Raw genomic sequence first — 16,419 nt, forward strand, 5'->3', positions numbered from 1 at the left:
AGTAAGGTACTGGTGTGGACGTAAGGGAGCTCGACTCGCCGCCGGACGTCAACCGTGCGGATTGCCCATCCCGGCTGGTTCTTGAACATGTGACCAGCCGTTGGGGCGTGCTTGTTTTGGCCGCGCTGCTGGAACACGCGTACCGGTTCAGCGAGCTGCGCCGGCGCGTCGGCGGGGTGAGCGAGAAGATGCTCGCGCAGACCCTGCAGACCCTGGAGCGCGACGGCTTCATCCACCGCGACGCCAAGCCGGTCATCCCGCCGCGCGTCGACTATTCGCTCACGCCCCTGGGCCGCGAGGCCGCCGAGCAGGTGTGGGCGCTGACCCGGTGGGTGGAGGGCACGCTCGACGCGGTCTTCGACGCGCGCGCCGCCTATGACGGGGCGCGCGAGGCCCAGCGGGTCTAGGCCCCTCGGCTAGCGGCGCACGCGCAGTTCGGTCTCCCGGCCGCCGGCTTGGCCGCCCCGCAGCTGCCGGATGGCGTCGCGGCGGGCCGCGCCGGTGAGCCGATCAAGGTACAGGACGCCCTGCAGGTGGTCGGTCTCGTGCTGCAGGCAGCGCGCCAGCTCCCCCGAGCCTGCGACCTCCACCGGATCGCCACGCAGGTCCACCCCGGCCACCAGCGCGTACGCCGCGCGGGGCGTCTGCGCCGCGACACCCGGAACAGACAGGCAGCCCTCGGGGCCGTCGTAGGTGCCGGACAGCTCGACGACGCGCGGGTTGACAACGTAGCCGAGCTGGTCATCCACGTTGTACGAGAAGACGGCCAGGCCGACCCCGATCTGCGGCGCGGCCAGCCCGGCCCGGCCCGGCACCCGCACGGTGTCCATGAGGTCGTCGACGAGCCCGGCCAGCGAATCGTCGAACCGGGTGACCAGGTCGCAGGCGGTGCGCAGCACCGGGTCGCCGATCAGGCGCAGCGGGCGGACTGTCACTGGTCGCCGCCGGGGCGGTGAGCGCTGACCGTCTGCAGCTTGCCGACCTGGTCGAGCAGTTGATCATGCCAGGCCAGCTCGGCCTGGACCCGCAGCCGGGCGTGCTCGACGATCAGGTCGTCGGCGACCGTCTGATCCGGCCAGGCGCGCTCGCGGCGATGGTCGAGCCCCGTCGCCTGGGCCTCCAGCAGGCGCCGACGATCCTCGATGAACCCGCGCAGCGTGTCCTCGTCCAGCTCGTCACTCATGGCCAGGGCGAGGTCGACCGGGTCGGGGCGCAGCCCGACCTCGGCGAACGCCTCGGTGCGCAGGGTGCGCAGCTCCCGCCGGCCCTCGTCGGTGATCGCGTAGACCGTGCGCGCGGGCAACTGGCCCTGCTGCTCGGTGCGCACCGGCTCGATCAGCCCTTCGGCCTCGAGCCGGTGCAGCGCGCCGTAGAGCGAACCCGGGCGGACCTCGGACCACAGCTCGGCGCGGTCCAGCCGGGCATCGCGGCGGATCTGGTGCCCGTACATCGGGCCGCGACGGGCGAGCGCACCGAGGACGAACAGTCGGGTGGGGTTCACCCGGTAACTACAACACGAGTACTCAAATTTGACAACCCGGCCGCGCCGAGGCCCGCGGGACGGTCATGATCCCGCGGGCGGATCGATCAGTGATCGGCGGCGTCCCAGTCCCGGCCGGCGCCGATCGAGACCTCCAGCGGCACATCCAACGGGTACGCGCTGCCCATCTGCTCCCGGACCAGCGCCTCCAGCGCCTCCCGCTCCCCCGGCGCGACCTGGAAGACCAGCTCGTCGTGGACCTGGAGCAGCATCCGCGAGGACAGGCCAGAGTCGCGCAGGGCGGCGTCCACCCGCAGCATCGCCACCTTGATGAGGTCGGCGGCCGAGCCCTGGATCGGCGCGTTGAGCGCCATCCGCTCGGCCATCTCGCGACGCTGGCGGTTGTCGCTGTTGAGGTCGGGCAGGTACCGCCGGCGCCCCAGCACGGTTTCCGTGTACCCGTCGCGCCGGGCCTGATCGACGACCGCGCGCAGGTAGTCGCGGACCCCGCCGAACCGGCCGAAGTAGTCGTCCATGAGCACGCTGGCCTCGGCCGGCGTGATGCCCAGCTGCTGGGCCAGCCCGTAGGAGGACAGACCGTACGCCAGGCCGTAGTTCATCGCCTTGATGCGCCGGCGCTGCTCGTGGCTGACGTCGCCCGGCTCGACCGCGAACACCGACGACGCGGTGGCCGCGTGGAAGTCGAAGCCGGACCGGAACGCCTCGATCAGCGCCGCGTCCTTGGACAGGTGCGCCATGATCCGCATCTCGATCTGGCTGTAGTCCGCGGTCAACAGCGTGTCGAAGCCGGCACCGACCACGAACGCGCGGCGGATGCGGCGACCCTCGGCCGTGCGGATCGGGATGTTCTGCAGGTTGGGGTCGGTGCTGGACAGCCGGCCGGTGGCGGCCACGGTCTGATTGAAGGTGGTGTGGATGCGCGCGTCGTCGCTGACCGACTTGAGCAGGCCGTCCACCGTGGACTTCAGCTTGGCCACGTCGCGGTGGCGCAGCAGGTGCTCCAGCAGCGGGTGCTCGGTCTGGGCATAGAGCCAGGCCAGGGCGTCGGCATCGGTCGTGTACCCAGTCTTGATCTTCTTGGTCTTGGGCAGCGACAGCTCGGTGAACAGGATCTCCTGGAGCTGCTTGGGCGAGCCCAGGTTGAACTCCCGGCCGATCACGCCGTATGCCGCCTGGGCGGCCGCCTTGACCTCGCCGGCGAAGTGCGCCTCCAGCTCGGAGAGGTATTGCGTGTCGGCGGCGATGCCGATGCGCTCCATGCCGGCCAGCACGTAGGCCAGCGGCTGCTCGACGTCGCGCAGCAGCCCGACCGCCTCGCCGCCGTCGCGGCTCAGCTCCTCCCCGATCGCCTCGGAGAGGTCGAGGGTCGCCCTGGCGCGCAGCATGAGGTTGCGCTCGACCTCGTCGTCCTCGCCCATGCCGTCGAGGGTCAGCTGGCCGTTCTCGGACTCCTCGATCCGCAGCTCACGCTGGAGGTAGCGCAGCGCGAGGTCGGTCAGATCGTACGAGCGCTGGTCGGGTCGGGCCAGGTAGGCGGCCAGGGCGGTGTCGGTGGCCAGGCCCCGCAGGCTCCAGCCCCGCTCGGCGAACGCGAGCATGGCCGGCTTGGCGTCGTGCAGCACCTTCGACCGGTCCGGGTCGTCCAGCCAGGCCACCACGGCGGCGTCGTCGTCGGCGTCCAGCGCGGACGGGTCGAACCAGACCGCCGGGCCCTCGGCCGCGGCGACCGCCAGGCCGGTGAGGCTGCCGGTGCCGCGACCGAAGCCGCCCGACACCGCGACTCCGGCCGGCGCGCCGGCCGGGGCGTGCTCGGCCAGCCAGGCGGCAATGCCGCCGCCGCGCAGCACCGTGCCGTCGAGCTCGAAGCCGGACTCGGCCTCCGGCTCCACGGCCTCCAGGTATTGGTATAGGCGATCCCTGAGGATGCGGAACTCGAGCGCGTCGAAGACCTGGTGGACCGCCTCGCGGTCCCAACCCGGCCAGTGCAGGTCGGTCGGCGCCAGCGGCAGTTCCAGGTCGGAGACCAGGCAGTTGAGCTGGTAGTTGCGCAGGACGCCGGCCAGATGCTCGCGCAGGCTGTCGCCGGCCTTGCCCTTGATCTGATCGACGTGCTCGACCACGCCGTCCAGGTTGCCGAATTGAGTGATCCACTTCGCCGCGGTCTTCGGCCCGACGCCCGGCACCCCGGGCAGGTTGTCGCTGCTCTCCCCGACCAGCGCCGCGAGGTCCCGGTAGCCGTCCGGCCCCACCCCGTAGCGCGCGGCGACCGCGTCGGCGTTCATCCGGTCCATCTCGGACACGCCGCGCTTGAGGTAGAGCACCGTCACACCGTCGCGGATGAGCTGGAACGCGTCCCGGTCGCCGGTCACGATGCTGACCTGCATGCCCTGCTCGTGGCCCTGGGCGGCGAGGGTGGCGATCACGTCGTCGGCCTCGTAGCCGGGCTTCTCCACGGTCGGGATCCGCAGCGAGTCGAGCACCTCGTGGATGAGGCTCACCTGGCCGGCGAAGTCCGCCGGGGACTCCGAGCGGGTCGCCTTGTATTCCGGGTAGACATCGGTGCGGAAGGAATGCCGGGACACGTCGAAGGCGACCGCGATGTGGGTCGGCTTCTCGTCGCGCAGCATGTTGATCAGCATCGAGGTGAACCCGAAGACGGCGTTGGTCGCCTGCCCGGTAGTGGTGGAGAAGTTCTCCACGGGCAGCGCGAAGAATGCTCGATAGGCGAGGGAATGTCCGTCGAGCAGGAGAAGGCGGGGCGTTGCGGCACTCACCCGGGCGAGCCTAGTCGCACCCACCGACAAGACGCTCGACGACGCCCACCAAGCGGACCGATCGCCGCGAGCCGGGACCGGACCGGTCGGATCGCGCCAGACCCCAAGCTGGGGCCGAAACGGGACGATAATGGCGAGAACGGGCACGGGCAACGGGCCACGTGCCAGAAGGCCCGGTCTGGACCGGATCGGACGGGCAACCGCGCCCGATCCGGCCAGGACGGGCGCGCTACAGCACCTTCGCCAGGAAGGCCTTGGTGCGCTCCTGCTTCGGGGCGGTGAGCACCTCGCGCGGGTGGCCGGACTCGACCACCACGCCGCCGTCCATGAAGATCAGCGAATCCCCGACCTCCCGGGCGAACCCGATCTCGTGGGTAACGACGATCATGGTCATGCCGTCCCGAGCGAGGTCCTTCATCACGTCCAGCACCTCGCCCACCAGCTCGGGGTCCAGCGCGCTGGTCGGCTCGTCGAACAACATCAACTTCGGCTGCATCGCCAGCGCCCGGGCGATGGCCACCCGCTGCTGCTGGCCGCCGGACAACTGCGCCGGGTAGCTGTCCACCTTGTCGCCCAGGCCGACCCGCTCCAGCAGGGCCACCGCCCGCTCGCGGGCCCGCGCCTTGGGCTCCCGCTTGACCCGGCAGGGCGCCTCCATCACGTTGCCCATCGCGGTCATGTGCGGGAACAGGTTGAACCGCTGGAACACCATGCCGATCGCGCGGCGCTGCTCGGCGACCTCCTTCTCCCGCAGCTCGTGCAGCTTGTCGCCGCGCTGGCGGTACCCGATCAGGTCGCCGTTCACGAAGATGCGGCCGGCGTTGATCTTCTCGAGGTGGTTGACGCACCGCAGGAAGGTGGACTTGCCAGATCCGGACGGCCCGATCACCACGCTCACTTCGCCGGCGCGTACCAGCAGGTCGATGCCCTTGAGCACCTCCAGGTGGCCGAACGACTTGTGCACGTTCTCGGCCCGTACCATCTCGGCTCGCTCGCCGGTGGTCGCCGCACCGGCCTCGACGGTGGCGTCGGCGCTCATGACATCCCCTTGCCTTCGCCGCTGGGCAGGACGATCCGTCCACTCTGCTCGGTGGCGACGTCGCGCAGCCGCTGCCGGGCCCGCCCGCTCGTCCCGTACCCCCGACCGAAGTGTCGCTCGACGAAGTACTGGCCGATCATCAGCACGCTGCACAGGATCAGGTACCACAGGCAGGCCCCGACCAGGACGGGCAGCACCACGAAGGTGCGCGTGCTGACCGCGTTCATCTGGAAGAACAGCTCACTGGTGACCGGGACGTACGCGACGAGCGAGGTGTCCTTGATCATCGCTATGGTCTCGTTGCCGGTGGGCGGCACGATCACCCGCATCGCCTGCGGCAGCACGATGCGGCGCAGCACCTGGCCGCGGGACATGCCGAGGGCCGAGGCCGCCTCCGACTGGCCGGAGTCGATCGACTGGATGCCGGCCCGGACGATCTCGGCCATGTACGCGGCCTCGGACAGCCCCAGCGCGAGCATGCCGGCGACGAAGCCGGTGAGCAGGTCGGTGGCCTTGATGCTGTAGAACTGCCCGGAGAAGTCGTTCATCCCGAACAGCTCGCCGATCTGGTGGCCGAACGGCAGGCCGAAGCCGATCCTCGACCACAGCACGCCGAGGTTGCCGAACAGGATGGCCAGCACCAGCCGGGGGATCGCCCGGAACACCCAGGTGTAGATCCAGGCCGTCCAGGCGAGCACCGGGTTGGGCGACAGCCGCATGATGGCCACCACCACGCCCAGCACCACACCGATCACCATCGAGGTGACCGTGAGCAGGACGGTGCCGCGCAGACCGTCGAGCACCGGCGTGATGAACATGACGCCGCGCTGGCCGGGGCTGATGCTGCTGAAGATGAACGACCACTTGAAGTGGTCATTGGTCAGGATCAGGTGCAGGAACATCGCGGCGAGCACGACGATCACCGCCATGGTCACCCAGCGCGCTGGGTGCCGCACGGGTACGGCCTTGATGGGCTCAGGCCGTACCCGCTCGGGCTGTTGTTGGATCTGAGTTGTCATGGATGGAGATTCAGGAGGAGGCCGCCGGGTCGACCGCCGGCGCAGTGATGGATCCGCCGTCGACTCCCCACTTGGCGAGGATCGTCTTGTAGGTACCGTCGGTGATCAGCGACTGCACCGCACTGGCCAGCGCATCGCCGAAGTCCTTCTGGTCCTTGGGAAGCACGTAGCCGTACGGCGCCGAGTCGTAGATCTGGCCGACCAGGGCCAGCTGGCCGCTGGTCTGCTTGACCGCGTACGCGCAGACCGGCGAGTCGGCCAGCATCGCGTCGTCCTTGCCCGAGACCACCGCGTTGGTCGCGATGCCCTGGTCCTGGTACTGGTCGATGGTGATGGCGGGCTTGCCGCCATCGGTGCACGCCTTGCCCCGCTTGGTGACGTCATCGACCTGCACGGTGCCGGTCTGCACCGCGATCTTCTTGCCGCAGGCGTTGTCCGGGTCCACCGTCGCTCCGGCCTTGGCCGCCCACTGGGTGCCCGCGGAGAAGTAGGAGACCATGGTCACCTGCTGTTCCCGCTCCGAGTTGATGGTGAACGAGGACACCCCGATGTTGTACTTGCCGGAGCTGACCCCGGGAATGATGTCGTCGAACTTCGACGACTGCCACTCCGTCTTCAGCCCGAGCTTGCCCGCCACCGCGTTGAACAGGTCGACGTCGAAACCCTGCACGGTCTTGCCATCGTTGTCCAGGAACTCGCTCGGCGCGTAGGTCGAGTCGGTACCAATGATGATCTTACCGGCCGATTTGATCGACGCCGGCACCTTCGCCGCCAGCGCCGAGTCGACTGCGGTCGAGGGCGCCGCGCCGGTCGAGCTGGACCCACTGTTACCGCCACAACCGGCCATGGCCAGGGCCAGCACCGCAGTGCCGACCAGGCCGACGACCGCACTGCGGCGGGAGGCACCCAACAACATTTCTAAAACCCCTCACTAGGACGGGTGGCCCGAGCGGCGCCGCCGCTCACGCCACCCCCAGATATGCGTCCTTCACGGCGGAATCGTGGAGCAATTCCTCCCCGGTGCCCGTCTTGACGATGCGACCGGTCTCCAACACGTACGCGCGGTGCGCCCGGGACAACGCCTGCTGCGCGTTCTGCTCCACCAGCAGGATGGTGGTGCCCTGCTGATTGATCTCCGTGATGATCGTGAAGATCTGCTGGATGAGCATGGGCGCCAGGCCCATCGAGGGCTCATCGAGCAGGAGCAGCTTGGGCCGGCTCATCAGTGCCCGGCCGACCGCGAGCATCTGCTGCTCACCGCCGGACAGCGTGCCGCCGGCCTGCCGGCGCCGCTCCTCCAGCCTCGGGAACAGCTCGAAGACCCGCTTGAGGTCGGCCTGGATGCCGGCCGAGTCCCGCCGGGTGTACGCGCCCATCTCCAGGTTCTCCATGACGGTCATCCCGGGGAAGATGCCCCGGCCCTCGGGAGCCTGGCTGATGCCGCGGATCACCCGCGTGTCGGCACGCAGGTTGGTGATGTCCTGACCCGCGAAGCGGATCCGACCGGACGCGACCGGGCGCAGCCCGGACACGGCCCGCATGGTGGTGGACTTGCCGGCGCCGTTGGCGCCGATGAGCGCCACGACCTCCCCCTCCTCCACCTGCAGGCTGATCCCGTGTAGGGCCTGGATGCGGCCGTACAGCAGGGTGATGTTGTCGATCTCAAGCAGCATCGGCCGGCACTCCCAGGTACGCCGCGATCACCTTCGGGTCGTCCCGCACCTCGGCGGGCGAACCGTCAGCGATCTTCTTCCCGAACTCCAGCACCACCAGCCGGTCGCACACACCCATGACCAGCCGCATGTCGTGCTCGATGAGCAGCACGGTGATGCCCTGGTCCCGGATGGCCCTGATCAGCCCGAGCAGCTCTTCCTTCTCCGTCGGGTTGAACCCGGCGGCCGGCTCGTCCAGGCAGAGCAGGGTGGGGTTGGTGGCCAGCGCGCGGGCGATCTCCAGCCGGCGTTGCTCGCCGTAGGACAGGTTGCGCGACACGTCACCGGCGCGCCTGTCGATGCCGACGAAGCGCAGCAGCTCCATCGACCGGTCCCGACCGGTGTGCTCCTCGCGCCAGTGCCGGGGCAGCCGGAACAGGGCACTGACCACGCTGGTCTTGTGGTGGGCGTCGACGCCCACCATCACGTTCTCCATCGCGGTCATCTCGGGGAACAGCCGGATGTTCTGGAAGGTGCGCGCGATCCCCATCCGGGTGATCTCGTGCTTCTTCCGTCCCGTGATCACCTTGCCCTCGAACCGGATCTGCCCGCTGGTGGGCCGGTAGACGCCGGTCATCGCGTTGAAGCAGGTGGTCTTGCCGGCACCGTTCGGGCCGATCAGGCCGAAGATCTCGCCCTTGCGCAGGGCGAAGCTGACCTGGTCGAGGGCGAGCACCCCGCCGAAGCGCAGGGACACATCGTCGACCTCCAGCAGCGTCCCCGCCGAGCTCGGGGGCACCGGCGCCGCCGGGCCCTCGGGCGCGGTCGCCACCGGCCGATCCACCGGCTGCCGGGCGGCGTCGTCCTGCCACTCCGGCGACTCGCTGTGCGGCTCGCTCATCTCTGCGCCCCTGTCACGATCGCTGGACTCATTGAGGCGCGACCTCCTTGGCCCGGTCCTTGAGCTCCATGCTCCGGCGGCGGCTGGGGATCAGCCCCTGCGGCCGGAAGATCATGATAATGATGATCGCCAAGCCGAACAGCAGGAACCTGAACTGGTACAGGTCGGTGTGGAAGATCGGGTCGTTGATCCCCCGCAGCCGGTCCGGAATGTAGGAGATCAGCGCGCCGCCCAGGATCGCACCCGGGATGTTGCCCGAGCCGCCCATCACGACGCCGCCCAGGACGAGGATGGAGAACTGGAGCACGAAGGTGGCGGAGTTGACGAACCCCTGCTCACCGGCGAACATCACGCCGCCGAGCCCACCGACCGCCGCGCCGATGGCGAACGCCCAGAGCTTGTACTTGATGGTGCGGACGCCCATCAGCTCGGCCGCCTCCTCGTCCTCCCGGATCGCCAACCACGACCGGCCGACCCGGCTTCGGTCGAGGTTGCGCAGCGCCAGGACGGCGATGATGACGACGGTGAGGCCCAGCCAGAAGTACGGGGTGGCGTCGACCACCCCGAAGATCGGGCTACCGTCCGAGTGGCTGCCCGGCGGGTGAGGGACGTCGGTGAAGCCCCGGTTGCCGCGCAGGAAGTTCGCGCTGTCCGCGGTGATACGGATGATCTCGGCGAAGCCCAGGGTCACGATGGCCAGATAGTCACCGCGTAGTCGCAGCGTCGGCCAGCCCAGGATCAGACCGCTGACCATCGCCACCGCGATGGCGATCGGCACCGCGGCCAACCACGGCCACCCGGTGTGCAGCACGCTGTCCGAGGAGCACAGCAGCGCCACGGTGTACGTGCCGACCGCGAAGAAGCCGACATAACCCAGGTCGAGCATGCCCGCGAAGCCGACCACGACGTTGAGGCCGACCGCCAGCAGCACGTAGTACGACATGTTGAACAGGGCGCTGGGCCAGTCGATGCCCTGGGTGATGATCTGCGGACCGATCACCGGTACATCGCCAAGGTACGGCAGTAGGTACCCGCAGGCCAGGACGGCCAGGATGATGACCAGCCGGGCCGGCCAGGGCAGTTGGGAGAACCAGCCGCGCAGCTGGAACGAGCGCGCCTTGCGGGGCGGCGTCTCGACCGGTGTTGGCTCTTGCAGGGTGGTCATGCTCGCGCCCTCCCCAACGATTCGCCCAGCAGACCGGTCGGCCGGAACATCAGGATCACGATGAGCAGCACGAACGACACCACCTGATGCCATTCGGTGCCGAACAGGCCCGCGCCCCAGTTCTCGGCCACGCCCAGCACGAGGCCGCCGAGCAGGGCGCCGCGCAGGTTCCCGATGCCGCCGAGCACCGCGGCGGTGAACGCCGAGATGCCCAGGTTGAAGCCGGCGTCGTAGCGGGTGTCACCGATCTTCAGCACGTACATCACCGCGGCGATGCCGGCCATCAGGCCGCCGAGCAGGAAGACCAGGGAGATGACCCGGTTCTTGTTGACGCCCATGAGCGCCGCGCCGTCCGGGTTCTGAGCCACCGCGCGCACACCCCTGCCGAGCCGCGTGCGATTGATGAACACGTCCAACACGGCCATCATGACCAGCGCCAGCAGGATGATGAGCAGTTGCAGGTTGGTGATGGTCGTGTTGCCTATGTGGACCACCGTGGCCGGCTTGATCAGCGGCGGGACCCCGCGCAGGTTGCGGTGGGTGGCCACGCCGACCGCCTCCGAGATGACGGTGGAGGCGCCGATGGCGGTGATGAGGAAGGCCAGCGGTGGGGCGTTACGCCGCCGCAGTGGCCGGTACGCGACGAACTCGATGACGACGGCCGTGACGCCGGACATGATGATCGCGGCGATCAGGCCGAGGACCAGGTAGCCCAGGACGCTGCCCAGGCCCGGTGTCGCCGAGTTCTGGTTCAGACCGAAAAAGCCCCAGGTGATCAGGGTGGCGTACGTGCCCATCATGAAGACTTCGGAGTGGGCGAAGTTGATGAGGCGCAGCACGCCGTAGACCAGCGTGTACCCGAGGGCGAAGAGCGCATAGATGGCGCCCTGCGCCAGCCCGGTGATGGTGAGCGGTCCGAGATTGTGGATCAGACCCGAAAAGTTCACGCGCGGCTCCCGCTGCGGAAAGGGTGGTGCGGCCGGAAGAATTCTTCCGGCCGCATTGGTCCACCTAAAGGAAAAGCTGTTGCCGGGCTAACTGTCAGGAGGAAGGAACCTCTTGATCCGGCTGCGGGACACCGTTGGCGTCGACCTTGAAGGCCCAAATCTTGAGCAGGCTCGGGTCAAGCTCGCCGGTGCTGGTGAACTTGTAGGAGTTGGCCACGCCCTGGTAGTTGACGGTGCTCAGGTACGTGTTCATCTTGGCCGTGGTGGTGTTGCCGGCGTCGATGCCCTGGAGGAACATGTTCGCCGCGTCGTACGCCACGTCGCTGTAGGTACCGGCGTCAACGCCCCACTTGGCCTTGTACTGGCTGACGAAGTCGCCGCTGGCCTTGGTGGCCGGCTGCGCGGGCAGGGTCACGACGCTGCCCGCCGCGGCGGCGTTGCCGGCCGCCTTCGCGTAGCCGGGGTCGTTGACACCGTCGCCACCGAGCTGGGTGCCCTTCCAGCCAGCCTGGGTCAGCTGCTTACGCAGCAGGCCCGAGTTGGTGTAGTAGCCGCCGTAGAAGAACGCGGTCGCGCCGCTGGAGACGATCTTCTGCACGGTCGCCGAGAAGTCGGTCTGCTGGCCGTCGGCCCCGGTCTTGTCGGTGCCCACCACCGAACTGCCCAGCTTGGCCTTGACCTGGTCGGCCAGGCCGGCGCCGTACGCCGACTGGTCGTCGGCCACGAACACCTTCTGCGCCTTCAGCACGTTCGTGATGTAGTTGGCCACCGCCGGGCCCTGAGCCTGGTCGTTGGCGACCGCGCGGTGGAAGACCTTCCAGCCCTTGGTGGCCAGCGTCGGGTTCGTCGCCGACGGGGTGATCAGCGGGATGGCCGCCTGGTCGAAGATGGGGTCCGCGGCAGCGGACTCACCGGAGAAGGCCGGGCCCACGATGCCGAGGATCTTCTTGTTGGTCACCAGGTTCCGCGCGACACCGGGGGCGAGCTGCTCGCTGCCCTGCGAGTCGAACTTGTCAATCTTGATGCAGTTGGCGCCGTTCTTCTGGTTGTACTGGTCGATGGCCAGCTCCGCGCCCTGCTCGATGTTCACGCCGAGGTTGGCCTCCGAGCCGGTGAGCGCGCCGAAGAACGCGATATCGTGGCCGCACTTGCCGCTCGACGAACTGCTGGTCTTGCTGGTGCTGTTGCACGCCGCCGCGCCGGCGACGAGCGCCAGTACGGCCACGCCTCCCAGCGCACGTACAAGTCCCTGCCTCAAGGCTTCGAACCCTCCTCCGTCCAAGGACTCCACGCGCCACGGGGCGCGTCGCCCGAACGTGGTGCGCGAAGCCAGATCGCTGTGCCGATCTGGGGCGGGACGTTATCCCACTTCGCAAACCACCGTAAGGTTCTTTGGCAGCAGTTGACCTAACCGTTACTGACGGTGTCAAGCCGGGGATTGACCTGCAACATTGTCGTTACCAGGCGACTCGGCGATGATCCGGTCCGCGACCTCACGCATCGTCATCCGGTGGTCCATCGCGGTGCGCTGGATCCACTTGAATGCCTGCGGCTCATTCATTCCGTACTGCGCCATCAGCGCGCCCTTCGCGCGCTCGACAGACTTGCGGGTCTCGAGCCGCTCGTTCAGCGAGGCGATCTCAGATTCAAGGACGGCCATCTCCGCGAACCGGGACAGGGCGATCTCGATGGCGGGCACCAGGTCGCTCTTCTGGAACGGCTTGACCAGGTACGCCATGGCGCCGGCGGCGCGGGCCCGGTCGACCAGTTCGCGCTGGCTGAAGGCGGTAAGGATGATCACGGGGGCGATCTTGGCGCCGGCGATCTTCTCGGCGGCGGCCAGCCCGTCCATGATCGGCATCTTGATGTCGAGGATCACAAGGTCGGGCTTGAGCTCCTCGGCGAGCCGGACCGCGGTCTCCCCGTCACCCGCCTCGCCGACGACGTCGTAGGACTCCTCGGCGAGCATCTCGGCGAGGTCAAGCCGGATCAGCGCCTCGTCCTCGGCGATGAGTACCCGTCGGCGTGGACCGCCGTCCTGCGTCCCGGTCAACTGCTCCTACCCCCACCGTTCGATCTCAACACGCCGACTGCGGATACCGTCGGCACTAGCGTAGTGGGTAGGCTAGACCGGCTCGCGCCCCTGTAGACCAACGGCAGAGTCAGTGGACTCAAAATCCATACAGTGTGGGTTCGAATCCCACCGGGGGCACGCCACAGATCCTCAACGGCGCAGCGCGATCGGATGGTCACCCGACGTATTCGGCGGGTGCCAGCTGGCCCTGGCGGGACGCGCCGAAGGCTTGAACCGGAAGCGCGGGTTCGAGCCCTGCCGGGGGCACACCAAGGACCCGCAAAATCGCAGCGTGGTCGGTAGGCAACTGACCGTAACTGCGACCTACCCGCTCAAGTGATCTCCGTCGTGGTGGCACCGGCTCCGGCCGATGCGACCACGGCTGCCAGCCAACCGGGGCAGCCCGACTGCAGACGCTTCGAACACCCGTTGCGGCGCGGATCTTCCGAGCACCGCAGGTGCGCTTTCGCGGACCCAAAGATCTTGTCTACAGCCTGCGCCCATCGGGCAGCCGTGGCACGTGCCTGGACGTCTCTTGCAGGCATCGCCGCCGACGCCATTCCCTAGTTTGCCGTGCCCGAAGCCATTTCACGCCGAGATCGAGCCGTGGGCTGTCGGGCCTGGCGGGCATGAGCTGGCTCATGGACGATGCTCTGGTGGTTCTGGGTCAGGAGTTCGAGGCCCGCGAGGGCAGCTTCCAGCATTGGCCGCGCCCAGAGCTTGTGTGGGACCGAGATGCGTTCACTCGGTTGGAACGCGCGATGCGGGCGGTTTGCGAGCGCGCGCAGGACGACGACACGCTGGAGCGATGGATGGCCGAGGAGTTCCACTACGTTCCCCGGTTCGTGCGGGACTGGACCACGCACCCCAACTTTCCACGGCCAGGCGCCGCCTGGCGGTTCGCTTTGCAGGTCTCCACGAGTGCGGACGCCGGCCGCGTGCTGGTGCGCCCGAACGATCGTGGAGTCCACGCTCACGTCCCATGCGATCAGCCCGTCGGCGTCCGCGCGGACTTGCAACCCGAGCACTACCGTGCGCCAGACTCCGGCTCGCTGCCACCGCCGGAACAAGCCGTAGACCGTCTGCCATGGCCCGTACAGTGCGGGAACGTCCCGCCACGGCGCACCGACCCGGACCCGCCACCGAATCCCGTCAATCAGCTGTCGTTTCGTCCACTTAGCCGGCCGGCCTGACTTTTTTCCCCTGGGCAGCAACGGTTCCAGTACCGCCACTGCGCGTCGGTCAGGTCGAACCGCCTCGTCACCAGTGTGGTGGCCACGAGGTCTCCGGGTACAGGTTCTTCTTGGTCGATGAACCTCTACCGGAGACCTCGCTGTCTATCTATCCACGACACGCCGTGATCTCACGAAGCCGCAGCTCCTCACTCTGAAACACGCGCTAGCCCGCGACTGCGGTTCGGTGCTGCAGGCCGAGTCGCTGGCAGAAGTCTTGCAGCCGGGGCTCGCCGTCGCCGTGTACGGCGGTCGCCAGGCCCGAGTAGAAGTCGGCCAGGCCGTCGGGACCCAGGCGCTGGAACAGACTGAGCACGTCGTCGAGGGTGCGCGGATAGAAAAGCTCCTCGGACACCGCCGCGATCTTGCGAGTGTAAATGTCCTCGACCACCAGGCTGACGTTATCCATAGCCGCTTGAAGGTCCATTCCGCGGTGCTCCCAGTACATGCCCCACGGAACCGTCACCGACTCACGGAATGTGCAGTGTCTCCACATGGTCACCTTGCGCGACGACGGCTTCTCGACATCGATCTCGAAGCGCTCGATGCGATCGGGCATCATGATCGGCACCCGGGTATCCTCGCTCACATCGGGGAACCAGGGGTGAATGGACACCAGCGTGGGGGGCGAGTCCCGCAGGAACTGCCGCGTTTGGGCGAACATCTCCGGAGTCTCGCCGGGGAACCCGGAAATGAAGAGACCGAAGGTGAGAATTCCGACTTTTCGAGCGTTCGCGACGGCGCGCGCGTTGTGCTCTACGGAACACTTCTTGTTCATGAACTGCAGGACTTCGTCCGAGCCAGACTCGAGGCCCACGTAGACGTACTCGCAGCCGCCTTCGCGCATGCGTTCCGCGAACTCCTGCTTCGCCAGGTCGTTGGCGCGCGCGTAGCATCCCCAGCGCAATTTATTGTTCAGACCCGATTCGATCATCAGGTCACAGACCTCGAGCAGACGCCTGGGCGGCACCGTGAACAGCGAGTCGAGACACATGATGTCCGTGACGCCCATGGTCTCGTGCATCATCTGCCAATCCTCGAAGATCCGTTGCGCGCTCTTGTACCGGAACTTCTTGTTGCCCATCAAGAACGGATAATCACAGAACTCGCAGCGATATGGACACCCGCGGACACTCTCGTAGAGCACGCGTCCGCCCCCCATGTCCGACATGTTCGTGAAGTCGGGCAAGGGAAGCTCGTCGAGGTTGAGAAGGCCTGTGATTTCCGGGGTACGGCACAAGTCGCCATCGGCACGCCAGGTGAGTCCGGGCACTGTCTGCAGGTCGATGTCTTGCCCCTGGGCGTGTTGCAGCAGAAGCCGGAACCGGCCTTCGGCCTCGGTGCGCAACAGGTAGTCGAAACGCGCGCTCTCAAGGGCGCCGTGGTTGACCTTGGAGGCGCCCGGGCCGCCGACGAACATCTTGGCGGAAGCCGGGACACGCAGCGCCTGCAGCACCGCCAACAGGTACGTCGACGGCACGTAGGTGGTGCTGAAGGCGACGAGATTGTAGTCGTCGTAGAGCTTCGGATCGGTTAGCTGCCAACGGGAGTCCAGAATCTCCTCGAGCGCGACGACGTCCGAATCGATACCAAGGTCGGCAGCTTCGTTCTGCAGGATCAGCTCGGCCAGACCTGTGACCTTGTCCTGGGAGGCGCGGTGCTGGTGGATCGGGGTGCCCTTGAAGGGGAAATAGGGTTCGGCGAGATCGAGCCAGAAGTTGTCTGCTGGGTCTGAGCTGTTGATGCCCCCACCCTGCGAGTCCAATTTGCGCAGGAGGTTCCGCAGAAGGAGGTCGTGTTCAGCCTGAACGCTCTTGTACGGCGCGACCGTTCCCCCGATGATCAAGAGCTTGTCGTTCACATTGAGGCCCTTCACATCCTGGCTGTCGGTTCACGGCCTGGCCGTCGGTCACGATGAGGAGCAGCAACAGCAGTCGGTGCAGCTGCGGCAGTAGCGTGTGCACCACGACCCTCCGCCGTTCCCGTCACCGTATCCAGACCTCACGGCACGCCAGCGGGGACGTAATCGCGGTGCGCGCCTACGTAGGACAAACGGAATCCCACAAAACCGAGATGCGTAATGCACCATTGCAGTTTGTTGTGTCTTGCCCGAAC

General features: G+C 67.6%; 14 protein-coding genes, 1 tRNA gene and 1 pseudogene. 2 read left to right on the top strand and 14 right to left on the bottom strand.

The window, feature by feature from the left end:
• Window positions 1-14: 14 nt before the first annotated feature.
• Window positions 15-407 (top strand): winged helix-turn-helix transcriptional regulator, encoded by a 393-nt coding sequence (locus ABEA87_RS25240; RefSeq protein WP_345633501.1) that lies wholly within the window; start codon window positions 15-17, stop codon window positions 405-407.
• Between the two features lie 9 nt (window positions 408-416).
• Here ABEA87_RS25240 and ABEA87_RS25245 read toward each other — a convergent pair whose 3' ends face one another.
• The 12 genes from ABEA87_RS25245 to ABEA87_RS25300 all read right to left on the bottom strand — a co-directional run bounded on the left by ABEA87_RS25245 (window position 417) and on the right by ABEA87_RS25300 (window position 13,051).
• The gene (locus ABEA87_RS25245; protein WP_345633503.1) at window positions 417-935 is read right to left on the bottom strand and encodes a peptide deformylase; all 519 of its coding nucleotides are present in this window, start codon (window positions 933-935) and stop codon (window positions 417-419) included.
• A complete protein-coding gene (locus ABEA87_RS25250) occupies window positions 932-1,501 on the bottom strand; it encodes a PadR family transcriptional regulator (RefSeq protein WP_345633506.1) in 570 nt (189 codons plus the stop codon). Before ABEA87_RS25250 ends, ABEA87_RS25245 begins: the two co-directional genes overlap by 4 nt.
• Window positions 1,502-1,587: 86 nt before the next feature.
• Window positions 1,588-4,275, bottom strand: coding sequence for a DNA polymerase I (polA, locus tag ABEA87_RS25255; protein WP_345633509.1), 2,688 nt, complete (start codon window positions 4,273-4,275; stop codon window positions 1,588-1,590).
• Between the two features lie 229 nt (window positions 4,276-4,504).
• Window positions 4,505-5,314 carry an amino acid ABC transporter ATP-binding protein gene (locus tag ABEA87_RS25260; protein WP_345633512.1) on the bottom strand — a complete coding sequence of 270 codons (810 nt, stop codon included), beginning with the start codon at window positions 5,312-5,314 and terminating at the stop codon, window positions 4,505-4,507.
• Window positions 5,311-6,333, bottom strand: coding sequence for an amino acid ABC transporter permease (locus ABEA87_RS25265; protein ID WP_345633515.1), 1,023 nt, complete (start codon window positions 6,331-6,333; stop codon window positions 5,311-5,313). Before ABEA87_RS25265 ends, ABEA87_RS25260 begins: the two co-directional genes overlap by 4 nt.
• Window positions 6,334-6,343: 10 nt before the next feature.
• A complete protein-coding gene (locus ABEA87_RS25270) occupies window positions 6,344-7,249 on the bottom strand; it encodes an ABC transporter substrate-binding protein (RefSeq protein ID WP_345633518.1) in 906 nt (301 codons plus the stop codon).
• A gap of 46 nt (window positions 7,250-7,295) precedes the next feature.
• Window positions 7,296-8,006: an ABC transporter ATP-binding protein gene (locus ABEA87_RS25275; RefSeq protein ID WP_345633521.1), complete on the bottom strand. Its 711-nt coding sequence runs from the start codon at window positions 8,004-8,006 to the stop codon at window positions 7,296-7,298.
• A complete protein-coding gene (locus ABEA87_RS25280) occupies window positions 7,996-8,886 on the bottom strand; it encodes an ABC transporter ATP-binding protein (RefSeq protein ID WP_345633524.1) in 891 nt (296 codons plus the stop codon). The genes ABEA87_RS25275 and ABEA87_RS25280 overlap by 11 nt, the downstream gene beginning before the upstream one ends.
• 28 nt (window positions 8,887-8,914) lie before the next feature.
• Window positions 8,915-10,051, bottom strand: coding sequence for a branched-chain amino acid ABC transporter permease (locus tag ABEA87_RS25285; RefSeq protein WP_345633528.1), 1,137 nt, complete (start codon window positions 10,049-10,051; stop codon window positions 8,915-8,917).
• Window positions 10,048-10,998 (bottom strand): branched-chain amino acid ABC transporter permease, encoded by a 951-nt coding sequence (locus ABEA87_RS25290; RefSeq protein WP_345633536.1) that lies wholly within the window; start codon window positions 10,996-10,998, stop codon window positions 10,048-10,050. Before ABEA87_RS25290 ends, ABEA87_RS25285 begins: the two co-directional genes overlap by 4 nt.
• Window positions 10,999-11,092: 94 nt before the next feature.
• Window positions 11,093-12,256 carry a branched-chain amino acid ABC transporter substrate-binding protein gene (locus ABEA87_RS25295; RefSeq protein WP_345633539.1) on the bottom strand — a complete coding sequence of 388 codons (1,164 nt, stop codon included), beginning with the start codon at window positions 12,254-12,256 and terminating at the stop codon, window positions 11,093-11,095.
• 168 nt (window positions 12,257-12,424) lie between these two features.
• On the bottom strand, window positions 12,425-13,051 hold the full coding sequence (locus tag ABEA87_RS25300; protein WP_345633542.1) for an ANTAR domain-containing response regulator: 627 nt from the start codon (window positions 13,049-13,051) through the stop codon (window positions 12,425-12,427).
• An 86-nt stretch (window positions 13,052-13,137) separates the two neighbouring features.
• On the opposite strand from ABEA87_RS25300, the gene ABEA87_RS25305 reads away from it, so the two are divergent.
• Window positions 13,138-13,210, top strand: a tRNA-Leu gene (locus tag ABEA87_RS25305).
• A 749-nt stretch (window positions 13,211-13,959) separates the two neighbouring features.
• On the opposite strand, the pseudogene ABEA87_RS25310 reads toward ABEA87_RS25305, so the two are convergent.
• Both ABEA87_RS25310 and ABEA87_RS25315 read right to left on the bottom strand, forming a co-directional pair.
• Window positions 13,960-14,351: pseudogene (locus ABEA87_RS25310) on the bottom strand (IS5 family transposase); the annotation flags it as partial.
• A 119-nt stretch (window positions 14,352-14,470) separates the two neighbouring features.
• Window positions 14,471-16,165 (bottom strand): B12-binding domain-containing radical SAM protein, encoded by a 1,695-nt coding sequence (locus ABEA87_RS25315; RefSeq protein ID WP_345633545.1) that lies wholly within the window; start codon window positions 16,163-16,165, stop codon window positions 14,471-14,473.
• Window positions 16,166-16,419 lie beyond the last annotated feature (254 nt).

The sequence above is a fragment of the Rugosimonospora acidiphila genome (assembly GCF_039543385.1).
Classification (GTDB): domain Bacteria; phylum Actinomycetota; class Actinomycetes; order Mycobacteriales; family Micromonosporaceae; genus Rugosimonospora; species Rugosimonospora acidiphila.

Excerpts from the sequence above, each read along its gene's own strand:
- ABEA87_RS25265 (WP_345633515.1), bottom strand. The coding sequence starts at position 6,333 with ATGACAACTCAGATCCAACAACAGCCCGAGCGGGTACGGCCTGAGCCC.
- ABEA87_RS25285 (WP_345633528.1), bottom strand. The coding sequence starts at position 10,051 with ATGACCACCCTGCAAGAGCCAACACCGGTCGAGACGCCGCCCCGCAAG.
- ABEA87_RS25260 (WP_345633512.1), bottom strand. The coding sequence starts at position 5,314 with ATGAGCGCCGACGCCACCGTCGAGGCCGGTGCGGCGACCACCGGCGAG.
- ABEA87_RS25275 (WP_345633521.1), bottom strand. The coding sequence starts at position 8,006 with ATGCTGCTTGAGATCGACAACATCACCCTGCTGTACGGCCGCATCCAG.
- ABEA87_RS25280 (WP_345633524.1), bottom strand. The coding sequence starts at position 8,886 with ATGAGCGAGCCGCACAGCGAGTCGCCGGAGTGGCAGGACGACGCCGCC.
- ABEA87_RS25270 (WP_345633518.1), bottom strand. The coding sequence starts at position 7,249 with ATGTTGTTGGGTGCCTCCCGCCGCAGTGCGGTCGTCGGCCTGGTCGGC.